12 protein-coding genes and 1 pseudogene are annotated in these 12,029 nt (G+C 65.3%); 6 read left to right on the top strand and 7 right to left on the bottom strand.

Annotated elements, in window-relative coordinates; all coding sequences use genetic code 11:
* The first annotated feature begins 80 nt into the window (after nt 1-80).
* Nucleotides 81-701, top strand: coding sequence for a CGNR zinc finger domain-containing protein (locus ACSKB8_RS20635; protein WP_438106016.1), 621 nt, complete (start codon nt 81-83; stop codon nt 699-701).
* 27 nt (nt 702-728) lie between these two features.
* Here ACSKB8_RS20635 and ACSKB8_RS20640 read toward each other — a convergent pair whose 3' ends face one another.
* On the bottom strand, nt 729-1,907 hold the full coding sequence (locus ACSKB8_RS20640) for a cytochrome P450 (RefSeq protein ID WP_438106018.1): 1,179 nt from the start codon (nt 1,905-1,907) through the stop codon (nt 729-731).
* Between the two features lie 16 nt (nt 1,908-1,923).
* Entirely contained in the window at nt 1,924-3,132 is a 1,209-nt protein-coding gene (locus ACSKB8_RS20645; RefSeq protein ID WP_438106020.1) for an ABC transporter substrate-binding protein, read from the bottom strand.
* A 113-nt stretch (nt 3,133-3,245) separates the two neighbouring features.
* On the opposite strand from ACSKB8_RS20645, the gene ACSKB8_RS20650 reads away from it, so the two are divergent.
* From ACSKB8_RS20650 to ACSKB8_RS20660, 3 genes are all read left to right on the top strand, one after another.
* Complete coding sequence (locus ACSKB8_RS20650; RefSeq protein ID WP_438106021.1) at nt 3,246-3,503, top strand: hypothetical protein; 258 nt, start codon at nt 3,246-3,248, stop codon at nt 3,501-3,503.
* Entirely contained in the window at nt 3,476-3,724 is a 249-nt protein-coding gene (locus tag ACSKB8_RS20655) for a MarR family winged helix-turn-helix transcriptional regulator (protein ID WP_438106023.1), read from the top strand. Before ACSKB8_RS20650 ends, ACSKB8_RS20655 begins: the two co-directional genes overlap by 28 nt.
* Nucleotides 3,725-3,903: 179 nt before the next feature.
* On the top strand, nt 3,904-4,848 hold the full coding sequence (locus ACSKB8_RS20660; RefSeq protein ID WP_438106025.1) for a LysM peptidoglycan-binding domain-containing protein: 945 nt from the start codon (nt 3,904-3,906) through the stop codon (nt 4,846-4,848).
* 184 nt (nt 4,849-5,032) lie between these two features.
* Here ACSKB8_RS20660 and ACSKB8_RS20665 read toward each other — a convergent pair whose 3' ends face one another.
* Complete coding sequence (locus ACSKB8_RS20665) at nt 5,033-6,106, bottom strand: tartrate dehydrogenase (protein WP_438106027.1); 1,074 nt, start codon at nt 6,104-6,106, stop codon at nt 5,033-5,035.
* Between the two features lie 20 nt (nt 6,107-6,126).
* A complete protein-coding gene (locus tag ACSKB8_RS20670; protein ID WP_438106029.1) occupies nt 6,127-7,425 on the bottom strand; it encodes an MFS transporter in 1,299 nt (432 codons plus the stop codon).
* 291 nt (nt 7,426-7,716) lie between these two features.
* Between ACSKB8_RS20670 and ACSKB8_RS20675 the strand changes: the two genes are divergently transcribed.
* Both ACSKB8_RS20675 and ACSKB8_RS20680 read left to right on the top strand, forming a co-directional pair.
* Nucleotides 7,717-8,631 (top strand): LysR substrate-binding domain-containing protein, encoded by a 915-nt coding sequence (locus ACSKB8_RS20675; protein WP_438106030.1) that lies wholly within the window; start codon nt 7,717-7,719, stop codon nt 8,629-8,631.
* 37 nt (nt 8,632-8,668) lie between these two features.
* The gene (locus ACSKB8_RS20680; RefSeq protein ID WP_438106032.1) at nt 8,669-9,493 is read left to right on the top strand and encodes an aspartate dehydrogenase; all 825 of its coding nucleotides are present in this window, start codon (nt 8,669-8,671) and stop codon (nt 9,491-9,493) included.
* Between the two features lie 3 nt (nt 9,494-9,496).
* Here ACSKB8_RS20680 and ACSKB8_RS20685 read toward each other — a convergent pair.
* The 3 genes and pseudogenes from ACSKB8_RS20685 to ACSKB8_RS20695 form a co-directional block, all read right to left on the bottom strand.
* Nucleotides 9,497-10,799, bottom strand: a pseudogene (locus ACSKB8_RS20685) (PQQ-dependent sugar dehydrogenase).
* A gap of 142 nt (nt 10,800-10,941) precedes the next feature.
* Nucleotides 10,942-11,151 carry a hypothetical protein gene (locus ACSKB8_RS20690; protein WP_438106034.1) on the bottom strand — a complete coding sequence of 70 codons (210 nt, stop codon included), beginning with the start codon at nt 11,149-11,151 and terminating at the stop codon, nt 10,942-10,944.
* 242 nt (nt 11,152-11,393) lie between these two features.
* Nucleotides 11,394-12,020 carry a methyltransferase family protein gene (locus tag ACSKB8_RS20695; RefSeq protein WP_438106036.1) on the bottom strand — a complete coding sequence of 209 codons (627 nt, stop codon included), beginning with the start codon at nt 12,018-12,020 and terminating at the stop codon, nt 11,394-11,396.
* Between the last annotated feature and the right edge of the window lie 9 nt (nt 12,021-12,029).

Consider the following 12,029-nt stretch of genomic DNA (forward strand, 5'->3'; position numbering starts at 1 on the left):
TCACCCTTATCACGTAACTTGTCAACCGACATTTTAGAGGTTACTTAGAGCCCAGCTTTCGGACCGGACAGCGACCGCTCATGGACAGACCGCCCGCCATGTTCATCGCCGACTCGCTCGGCCTTGATTTCCTCAACTCGGTGGCGACACCGGTCGATACGCCGGTCGATTGGCTCGACGATGGCGAGGGTCTGGTCGACTGGCTGGCACAGGCGAAACTGGTGCCGGCGGATGAGCTGGGTGCGCTGAAGGCGCGCGCGATGCCGGGCGAGCTCGACAAGGTCGCGGCTCAGGCCCGTGCCTTGCGCGAGTGGTTTCGCGGTTTCGTTCAGGCGCATGCCGGCCGGCCGCTCACTGCGAAGGCGTTGCATGAGCTTGGCCCACTGAACAGCGTCCTGAAGCGCGATGAGGCGTTCAGGCAGATCGTGCCGCGCAACGGTGAGCAGGGTGACGGTCTTGCGCTGCTCAGGATGCGACGCTGGCGATCACCTGAATCCCTGCTGCTGCCGATCGGGGAAGCCTTGGCGAAATTCGTCTGCGAGGAGGATTTTTCCGACGTGAAGGCATGCGAGGGTCATAACTGCACGATGCTGTTCGCCGACCATACCCGAAGGCGCGCGCGGCGATGGTGCACAATGGCGATCTGCGGCAACCGGGCCAAGCAGGCCGCACACCGCAGCCGGCTCAAGAGCCGGCAGTGATCGACCGCGGCGCTACATGCGACGCAGTCAGGCCGCCGCGATGCGAACCGGCATGCTGGCAAGGCCGCGCAGGGAATTGTTGAGCCTGCGCTTCGGCTCCGCCGTGAGCTCGATGGTCTTCACGCGCCTTGCGAGCTCGCTGAAGATCAATTCGCCTTCCAGACGCGCAATCATCTGGCCGACGCAGGCGTGAATGCCGGCGCCGAAGCCGACGTGGCCGGTCGCGACCCGTTCGACGTCGAACCTATCGGGTCTATCCCAGCGCGCGGGATCGCGGTTGGCGGAGGCCATGAACAGCAGCACCTTGCGATGCGCCGGGATCACGCCGCCGCCGATCTCGACGTCGCGCGAGGTGGTGCGAAAGAACGTCTGCACCGGCGAATCGTAGCGCAGGCCTTCCTCGAAGGCATTGCGCGCCAGCTCCGGTCTGTGGTGAAGCTTGCGATATTCATCCGGATGGGTGGCGAGCGCGAGCAGGGTGTTGCCGATGCCATTGACGGTGGTGTCGATCCCGGCGGTGAGGAACGGCCGCACCAGATGCGTTGCTTCGTGCTCGGTGATCTCACCCTCGTCGGCCGCCTGGTAGATCATCATGCCGAGCCCGTCGGGCCGTAGCGCATCTCGCGCGCAACATTCCATGATCCAGCTCTGGGCCGCGAGACCTGCCTTGCGCGATGCGGCCAGCATCTCGTTGTCAGGGCCAAAGCTGTCGAAGACGAACGTGCTCCAGGCCAGCAGCTTCTCACGGCCGTCCGGCCGGATGCCGATCGCATCCGGAAATACCTTCATGGGATAGGCTTCGGCGAGATCGGTAACGGCATCGAATGAGCCTCTGTCGATCAGCTCCGACACCTTCTTCTCCGCTTCCCGCTGAAACGTCTCGCGCAGCTTCCTTGCGACGCCGGGAGACAGCGTGCGGCCGAGAACCCGCCGGCCCTTGTCGTGATCGGGCGGATCGATCTGGAGCGTGAGCGGCTTTGGCAGCGCCGGGTTCATGCCGTGCAGCCCGACACCCTCGCCACTGATGAACGTCTTCCAGTCCTTCAGGGCCGGCTCGACCTCGGCATAGCCTGCCATGGCCCACACGCCGTAGCGCTCCAGCGCGAACGCAGGCCCGAGCGCGCGCAACGCCTCATAGACGGGATAGGGGTCGATCAGGAAGTCAGGTGCAAACGGGTCAACCGGACTCGATGCAATGCCGCTCATGGTCAGCTCCCAACGGCTATTGTTTCGTCAGCGGGCACTGGCCTTCGCTCTCGGACCGAAACGCGTCCTCGCCCTTGACCGTGGCGACCACCTTCAGCAGATCCCAGGCGGAGGTCGACTCGTCGGGAGCCTTGACCTGCAAAAGGTAGAGCGGATGGATCTTGCGTCCGTCCTTGCGGATGTAGCCCTTGCCGAACAGCGGATCGTCGGTCGGCATCTGCTTCATCGCCGCCACCACCGCCTTGCCGTCCTTGGCGCCGCCAGCCTTGTCGACCGCCTTGAGATAGTGAATGACCGAGGCATAGACGCCGGCCTGCATGTCGTTCGGATAAGCCTTCGAGGGAATGCGTTCGGCGAAGCGTTTCGCGAAAGCACGCGTGCCGTCGTTCAGATCCCAGTAGAACGGGTTCATGATCTGCGCGCCCTGCGCAAATTTCAGTCCGAGCGCGGGCAGGCCGTTCATGCCGAGGATCAATCCGGCCAGCTTGTGGTCCTTGGTCAGCCCGAATTCGGCGGCCTGCTTCATCGACGTGATGGTGTCGTCCCCGGCATTGGCAAAGCCGATGACGTTCGCGCCCGACGCCTGGGCCTGGAGCAGGAAGGAGGCGTAGTCGGCCGTTCCCAGTGGATGCCGCACGCTGCCGAGCACCTCGCCGCCGGATGCTTTCACGGCCTCCGCCGCCTGCTTCTCCAGGTCATGGCCGAAGGCGTAGTCGGCGGTGATGAAGAACCACTTCTTGCCGCCCTGCTGCACGATCGCTTTGCCGAGACCGCGCCCATAGGCATAGGTGTCGTAGGTCCAGTGCACGGTGTTCGGCGTGCATTTCTCGCCGGTCAGGAGCACCGTTCCGGCGCCCGATCCGACGAAGACCTTGTTCTTCTCGGCGCTCATGCCGGCGACAGCGAGCGCGATCGACGAGTTCGGAATGTCGAAGATCGCGTCGACGCCGTCGTTCTCGTACCAGCGCCTGGCGATACCAATGCCGATGTCGGTCTTGTTCTGATGGTCGGCCGCGACGACCTCGACCGGCTTGCCGCCGGCCTTTCCGCCATAGTCCTCGACCGCCATCTTGGCGGCGATGACCGAGCCGATGCCTTGATAGCTCGCGAACGGACCCGATTGGTCGTTCAGGATGCCGATCTTCACAACATCCTGGGCGAATGCCGGTGCGGCCGTCAGCATCGCGGCCAACATGCATAATTTATGCAGGAATTTGCTGTTCATTGTCTCCCTCCCATGTGCGGTCTTGGTGCCGCTGAATAATAGTTATATTTTATAGCTATTTTTGAGAGTGTCAATTCGGCTGGCTTATGGCCGGCCGCGGCGGATTGAGGATCATGAGCTCGAAAGCGTTACGACCCGGAGCGAAGTCCGCTCAGCAATCGGAGACATCGCTGGATCTGCGCGCGCTCCAGCGGACACCGGGCTTCATGCTGCGCCTTGCGCAGCTGAAGTTCTTCGAAGGCTTCTACGAGGAGTTTGCCGCATTGGGCTTGACGCCCGCGACCTATGCGATCTTCGCCGTCATTCGCGACAATCCGGGGGTTCCCCCAGCAGCCTTGCCAGCGTGCTCCGCCTGCGCCTGCCGAACCTGATCAAGATCCTGAACGAGCTCGAATCGTCCGGCTTCATCAAGCGCAACCGCTCGAAGTCCGATCGCCGTGCCGTCGAGCTGATGCTCACGCCAAAGGGCGCAAAGCTCATTGCCGAGGGGGCAAGGCTGACGCAGCCCTACAATGAAAGGATGCTGGCGCCGCTCAGCGAGGCCGAGCAGCGTACGCTGCTCGACCTGCTGAATCGGATTCTGCCGCTCTAGCCCCTCGCTGGGACGACCCGGGCCGATCGTCGCAAAGCTGTCATCTCCCGCCAAGGCGCGGCAGCTCGACGGGTTTCGGAGGGGCTGCAGCCGGTTCCGTGCCCCAAAATCCACCCAATCGGTGGTCACTAAGCCCCGCGGGGAGGCCACTGCCTCCCCGTGGCGGGACTGCTGGACGGATGATTCATGTGAGGCGACTAGTCGTGCTGGCAGCGGTTGCGCTGCTCGCCTTGAGCAGCGGCATGGCCGCGGCCTCACCGGCCAAGTCCAAGACCACTGCGGCCGTCCCCGCCGCGCCGCCGCCACCGCCGTTTGAGCCATTGCCGCCGCCGAAGGTTTATCTGTTCCGCGGCGCCATGGGGCCGATCTTCTCGACCGGCATGGACCGGCTCGGCGAGAAGCTGACGCAGGCCGGCTTCTCCGCCGACGTCTACGAATTCACCCTGTGCCGGCTGATCGGCAATCGCGTCATCGCCAGCTACAAGGAGAAGGCGGCGCCGATCGTGCTGATCGGGCATTCCATGGGCGGTCTGTGCTCGATCGTCATCTCCGAGATGGCGGCCAAGGAGAACATCCCGATCAGCCTCGTCATCGCCATCGATCCCGCGCATGCGACCGGCGACGTGCCGCTCAATGTCGAGCGCTTCATCAACATCTTCCTGTCCGACAGCGTGCTCGGCGGCGGCGACGTCGTGGCCGTGCCCGGTTTTCGCGGTCATTATGCCAGCTATGATCTGAAGGAAAATGCGCGCGTCTCGCACATCAACATCGAGAAGTCCGACGACATCCATCGCCAGATCGTCGAGATGGTCACGAAGTTGCCGCGCATCCCACCGCAGACCCAGGCCGATGCCGTGCCGCTGCGCTATCTCGTGCCCGCCGATACGCTGGTCGAATTATGGGACAGCGGCGTTCGGCTGCCGGTTCGTCGCGGCGACACCATGGAGAGCATCGCCGCCGCCAACCGCGTGCCGCTGTGGTCGCTCGCGCAGAGCAATTCGCTTGCAGAGGACGCGCAGCTCACCCCCGGCCAGACCATCATCGTCCCGCGCCATCTGACACCGCCGGAGCCGGCCGCAGCGATGGCGATGCCGCCGCCTGCTCCGGCCACGTCGCGGAAGTAGGGGCTCTTCGCCTCTCCCCGCGTGCGGGGAGAGGCCGGAATTTGCGAGAGCAAATTCCGGGTGAGGGGGGCCTCCGCGAATCCAACTATCACCGTCCCCGGGAGAGCTCCCCTCACCCCAACCCTCTCCCCGCAAGCGGGCGAGGGGGCGCACCGGCCTCGCGGCACGAACTCGGCTAGATCAGCTACACATTCGACCCGTGGATCGCGTCGATCACGGCGTCGGTTACTTCCTTCGTCGTCGCCTTGCCGCCGACATCGGGCGTCAGCACGCCGGCTGCGCAGACGCGCTCGACGGCTGCCATCAGCCGCGAGGCCGCGTCCTTCTCGCCGAGATGCTCGAGCATCTGCGCGCCGGTCCAGAACGTCGCGACCGGGTTGGCGATGCCCTTTCCGGTGATGTCGAAGGCCGAACCGTGGATCGGCTCGAACATCGATGGGAAGCGGCGCTGCGGATCGATGTTGCCGGTCGGCGCGACGCCGAGGCTCCCGGCGAGCGCGCCGGCGAGATCGGAGAGGATGTCGGCATGGAGATTGGTCGCCACGATCGTGTCGAGGCTCTTCGGATGCAGCGTCATGCGCACCGTCATGGCGTCGACCAGCATCTTGTCCCAGCTGACGTCGGGAAAATCAGCGGCGACCTCGGCGGCGATCTCGTCCCACATCACCATGCCGTGGCGCTGCGCGTTCGACTTGGTCACGACCGTGAGCAGCTTGCGCGGACGCGACTGCGCGAGCTGGAACGCATAGCGCATGATCCGCGTGACGCCGACGCGGGTGAAGATCGCGACCTCGGTGCCGACTTCTTCCGGCAGGCCCTTGTGGGCGCGGCCGCCCATGCCGGCATATTCGCCTTCCGAATTCTCGCGCACGATCACCCAGTCGAGATCGCCGACGCCGACATTGCGCAGCGGCGAGGCGACGCCCGGCAAAATTTTGGTCGGCCGCACGTTGGCGTATTGGTCAAAGCCCTGGCAGATCGGCAGGCGCAGGCCCCACAGCGTGATGTGGTCGGGCACGTCGGGCGCGCCGACCGCGCCGAAATAGATCGCGTCGAATTTCTTCAGCTCGGTGAGCCCATCGGCTGGCATCATCACGCCGTGCTTCTTGTAATAGTCCGAGCCCCAGTCGAACGTTTTGACGTTGAAGGCGAGGTCGCCGCTGCGTTTTGCCAGCGCGTCCAGCACGCGGATTCCGGCCGAGATGACCTCGGGACCGATCCCGTCGGCGGGAATGGCTGCGATCGAATGGGTGCGCATGAGAATGCTCCGTTGAGAGATCAGTGGGATTGCGGGACAGGTTCGACGGGCGCAGGTTGCGCGCGCGACAATAGCAGGGTGAGGGCGGCGGAGAGAACGAGCAGGCCGGCGACGAAGTAAAGCCCGCCGACAAAACTGCCGGTCTGGTTCTTGATCCAGCCGATCATGGCGGGACCGACGAAGCCGCCGAGATTGCCGATCGAGTTGATGGTGGCAATGCCGGCCGCGGCCGCGGGTCCGGACAGGAACAGCGTCGGCATGCTCCAGAGCGGCGGTTTTGCCGAGGAGATGCCGATATTGACCAGCGTCAGCGCGACCAGCACGGCGACGACGCCGGTCGCGAGCCCGGCATAGGCGAGACCCGCGGCGGCGATCAGGCAGGCCCACACGACGTGCCAGGTGCGCTCGCCGGTGCGGTCCGAATGCCGCGCCCACAGGATCATGGCGATGACCGCGGCCGTTGCCGGCAGCGCATTGAGGAAGCCGACCTGAAGCGAGGACAGGCCAAACTGCTTGATGATCTGCGGCGCCCAGACGCCGAGCGTATAGAGGCCGGCCGAAGTGCCGAAATAGATCAGCGACAACGCCAGCACGCGGGGATCGGCGAGCCCGCGCCAGATGCTGTGGCTTGCGGTCGCGGCCTTGCTGGTGGTCTCGACGTTCATGGTCTCGACCAGCCAGCGCCGTTCGTCCTCCGCAAGCCATTTCGCCTTCTCGGGACGGTCCGTCAAAAAGCCCAGCACGACGAAGCCGAGCAGCACGGCCGGCAGCGCCTCGAGCACGAACAGCCATTGCCAGCCCTTGAAGCCGAGCATTCCGTCCATCTCCAGCAGCGCACCTGAGATCGGCGAGCCCAGCACGGTCGAGAGCGGCGCGGCCGCCATGAACAGTGCCGTCACCGCGGCACGCTGGCGCGCCGGAAACCAGTAGGAGAGGTAGAGGATGATGCCGGGAAAGAAGCCGGCTTCGGCGACGCCAAGCAGGAAGCGCAGCACGTAGAAGCTGGTCGGCCCTTGCACGAACGCCATCGCGGCCGAGACCAGGCCCCAGGTGATCATCACCCGCGCGATCCAGATCCGCGCGCCGATCTTGTGCAGGATGATGTTGGAGGGCACCTCGAACAGGAAATAGCCCCAGAAGAAGATGCCGGCACCGAAGCCATAGACCGCGGGCGACAGGCCGATGTCCTTGTTCATCGTCAGCGACGCGAAGCCGATATTGACGCGGTCGATGAAGGCCACGAAGTACAGCAACATGATGAAGGGAACGATGCGCAAGGTGATCTTGCGCAGCACGCGCGTCTGAATCTCGCTCGCCACCCTGGCCTCCTCAGGTTCCGGTTTGTTGTTGTGTGGCGGACCCCAAGGTCCACGCCGGCAGCGAGCCTAGGCGTGGGAAGGAGACGGACTCAATTGGCGCTGGTTTATACAAAAAAATGATATAATCCTCGGGAGGTAACCTATGCGAGGTGAGCGTTAGGCGCGCTGACGCTTCCTCGCCGTCATGGCCGGGCTTGTCCCGGCCATCCACGTCTTGCGGCGCGGTGCAAAGAACGTGGATGCCCGGGACAAGCCCGGGCATGACGATCTCGCGACACGAGAGGATTTGGGATGGAATTGCATCAGCTGCGATGCTTCGTGGCGGCGGCCGAGCAACTGCATTTCGGCCGCGCGGCGCAGCAGCTCCAGATGCTGCCCTCCGCGCTCGGCCGCCAGATCAGGCTGCTGGAGGAGGATCTGGGCACGCGGCTGTTCGCGCGGACGACGCGCGCGGTGTCGCTCACCGAGGACGGCGCGACGCTGCTGCGCGATGCTCGCGCCATCCTCGCCCGCGTCGAGGCGGTCGAGAGCAATTTGCGTAACCGCTCACGCGCAGGCGCGCGGCGGCTCCGCGTCGGCGCCATCGACAGCGCGGCCGCGGGATTGCTGCCGCCGCTGCTGCGCGATTTCCGCGACAAGCATCCTGACATCGCGGTGCAGCTCCTCGAAGACAAGACGATCCGGCTGCCGCCGAAGATCCTGACCGGCGCGCTCGATCTCGCCTTCGTGCGTCCGCCCGACCGCGCCGACAAACGGCTCGAATTTCGCGATCTGCTCCAGGAGACGGCGATCGTGGCGTTCCCGCAGCGGCATTCGCTGGCCAAGAGGACGTCGATCACGCTGGCTGACATCGCCGACGAGGCGATGCTGGTGCCGGACCGCCGCTCGCGGCCGCACAGCCACGACCTCACGATGAAGCTGTTCGAGCAGGCCGGCCTGACACCGCGCATCGTGCAGGTCGCCGATGAGAAGCAGACCATCATCAACCTGGTCGCGACCCGGCTCGGCGTTGCGATCGTGCCGCGCTGGACCGCACGGATGGCGGTGACGGGCGTACGCTTCGTGCCGCTCCGGCCGAAGCAGGTCGGCCCGGTCGGCCGGCTGCCGCTCGCCGCCGCATGGCTGCGCGGCTCGCGCGATCCGGCCCGGGACGCCATGCTGGCGGTGCTGGAGGCGCGCCTGCGCAGCTATGCGCGGGAGGCCTGAGGCGCTATGACGAAAGCTCGGATCAAAGGTGGGTGCGATGGCTGAACGGAGAGCGTCGGGCGAGTTGCGGGTTGCCATTGCGGGATTGGGCTCGATCGGCACCAAGATCGCGACCGCGCTCGACCAGGGCATCGAAGGACTGACACTGTCGGCGGTGGCCATGCGCGATCCCGCCAAGCATCAGGCGTTTCTCGGTGGCCTGCGCCGTTCGCCACGGGTCTTGCCCATCGACCAGCTTGGCGAAGTCGCCGACATAGTGGTGGAGTGTGCGCCGAGCCGGCATCTGCGCGAGATCGTCGAGCCTGCGGTCAGGCGTGGCAAGGCCGCGGTCGTGGTCAGCGTCGGCGGGCTGCTCGACAATTTCGATCTCGTCGATCTCGCCCGTGCCAATGGTGGCCGCATCATCGTGCCGACCGGCGCGCTGATCGGGCTCGATGCCGTCAATGCTGCCGCGATCGGCACCATTCATTCCGTGAAGATGGTGACGCGCAAGCCGATCGACGGCTTGAAGGGCGCGCCGTTCATCGTCGAGAACAACATCGACATCGACAAGCTGCGCGAGCCGCTCAAGCTGTTCGAAGGCACCGCGCGCGAGGCCGCAAAGGGTTTTCCGGCCAATCTCAACGTCGCGGTGGCGTTGTCGCTTGCGGGCGTCGGGCCCGACCGCACGGAGGTGCAGATCTGGGCCGACCCGACCGTAACACGCAACGTTCACCGCATCGAGGTCGAGGCGGATTCCGCGCGGTTCTCGATGTCGATCGAGAACATCCCGTCCGAGAATCCCAAGACCGGATTGATTACGGCCTTTTCCGTGATCGCGCTGCTGCGCAAGCAGCGCGCCACACTCTGCGTCGGAACCTAACGCTTAGGCCCCCGTCACGCGCCAGATCACGTTGCCTACGTCGTCGGCCATCAGCAGCGACTTCTTGTCGGGGCCAATCACGACGCCAACCGGACGGCCGTAGGATTCCTTCTCGTCGGGGACAGGAAGCCCGACAGGATGTCGCGACCGGGGCCGGACGGCTTGCCGTTTTCGAACGGGATGAACACCAGCTTGTAGCCCGACAGCTTGCTGCGATTCCACGAGCCGTGCTGGCCGATCACCATGCCGTCGGGGAAGCCGGGCAGGGTGCCGGCGGGCATCCAGCACAGGCCGAGCGAAGCGGTGTGGCCGCCGAGTGCGTAGTCCGGTTGAAGCGCCTTGGCGACCATCGCCGGATCCTGCGGCACGCGATCGTCCACCGTCTTGCCCCAGTAGCAATAGGGCCAGCCGTAGAAGCCGCCGTCGCGCACCGAGGTGAGATAGTCCGGCGGCGTCTCGTCGCCGAGGCCGTCGCGCTCATTGACGACAGTCCAGAGCACGTCCGTCGTTGGCTCCCAGCGAGTCCCACCGGATTGCGCAGGCCGGCGCCAAAAATGCGATGCGTGCCGGCGACGAGGTCGAGCTCGTAGACCGCGGCGCGGCCTTCTTCGACCTCCATGCCCATCTCGGCGATGTTGCTGAGGGAGCCGACACCGGCATAGAGCTTCTTGCCGTCGGGGCTCGCGAGCAGGCTGCGGGTCCAGTGGCCGCCCGGCTTGAACGTCGTGAGCCGCTTGCCCGGCGCAGTGATGCGGTCGGCATTGGCGACGTAGGGGAAGGCCATCACGCCATCGGTGTTGCCGACATAGAAGGTGTCGCCGACCAGCGCCATGCCGAACGGCTGGCTGAGGTTTTCCATGAAGGCGCCGCGAACCTCCGCGACGCCGTCGCCGTCCTTGTCGCGCAGAAGCGTGATGCGGTTGGCGGAAACGCCGAGCGCCGCGGCGCGCCGCATCGTCGCCTGCATCGCATAGTGAAACACGGTGCGCGGGGGACCTGCGACCTGCGTCGCTTCCGCGATCAGCACGTCGCCATTGGGCAGCACCTCGATCCAGCGCGGATGATCGAGCCCGGTCGCGAACGCATTGACCTTGAGCCCGGGGGCGACGGTCGGCTTCTGGCCCTCGCTCCAGCCGCGCGCAGTCGGCATCTTCAGCGTCGGGATCGCGCCTTGCGGCTTCGCCTCGGGGATCGCAGGGGTCTCTCCCCAGGCGGGTGCCGGCTCGGTGCCCGACAGCTTGCGCCATTGCAGCGCGATGCCGCCGAGGAGCGCAACGAACTGCGCAAAGATGCTTGAAAACGTCATGAGAAGCCCCTGTGTGCGCGCGCATCCAACTGGTTGACGGGGCAGACGTCAACCTGTGCGGCATGCCGCCGGGGCCTATTCCCTTGGAATGGCAGCCGATCGAATTTGCATGGGACGAACGCCGACGGGCTGTGCGCGGAGATCAGCGGCCGATTTGCCGCTCGAGCCGCCGTGCCGCGCGAACATCACCGAAGTGATGGATGTTCGGTCTGAGCGCGGCCTCCTTGGACAGGAGGTGATAGACCCGCGCCACCGTGCGCTGCTTCCGCTTCGGCCATCCGGGTGGCAACGCCCGCGCCTTGCGGACGGCAGCAATCGCGTGCTCGCGAAAATAATCGTAGGCATCCGACATGGCTCGATGCTCTGCGGGTGGTGCAGGTTCGAGGCGTAACGGGGGGCAGGGAGCGGCGGTTCCCGGCGAGGCGTACTGCCTCCACAACGTCGTCCTGGCGAAAGCCAGGACCCATACCGCGGAATCGTATCGGTTGTGGCGCGGTGGGAGTACCGGACGACGACTCTCCGCCAAACTCCTCCCTGGGGTAATGGGTCCTGGCTTTCGCCAGGACGACGTCGGAGGGTGTGGCGGCCTCTTCGTCACCGCGGCGACAGGAACGGGATGATCATTGGCACGCGGCGGCAATAGGCGCCGTAGGCGTCTTCGCCGAGTTCCTTGGACAAGAACACTTCTTCCATCCGCCCCTTCTGCCACATGCCGAGCGAGATCAGGATGGCACCGAGGATCGCGGTCACGGTGCCGACCGCGATGCCGGTCGCGAGCATGCCCGCGATCAGGCCGGTGTAGATCGGGTGGCGCACGATGCCGTAGGGACCCGTATCGATGACGCGATGGTCTTCCTTGTGGGTGATGGTGTTGGACCAGAATTTGCCGAGATGCAGCCGTCCCCACCAGGTGAAGGAGATGCCGGCGAGCACGATCAGGGCCGTGATGTAGACGCCGGTGTTGCTGAACACCCAGAGCGGCTTCTCGTTCAGCACTTCGGCTGTCCACGGCGTGAACAGGATGCCACCGACCAGGATCGGGATGCGATAGCGGCCGGACTCCAGCGTCATCACCTGCTTCTGGGTGCGGCCCTGCCAGAACGAGGCTCCGACCCAACTGACGAGCCAGGCGAGCCAGATCAGGGCGAGCAGTTGCGTCGGCCAGGTCGTGGTCCAACCACCCCAGGCGACAGAGAGAAGCTTGCTGAAATCGAAGGACATGAAGGTTCT

The organism is Bradyrhizobium sp. BR 1432, from assembly GCF_051547705.1.
Lineage (GTDB): Bacteria > Pseudomonadota > Alphaproteobacteria > Rhizobiales > Xanthobacteraceae > Bradyrhizobium > Bradyrhizobium zhanjiangense.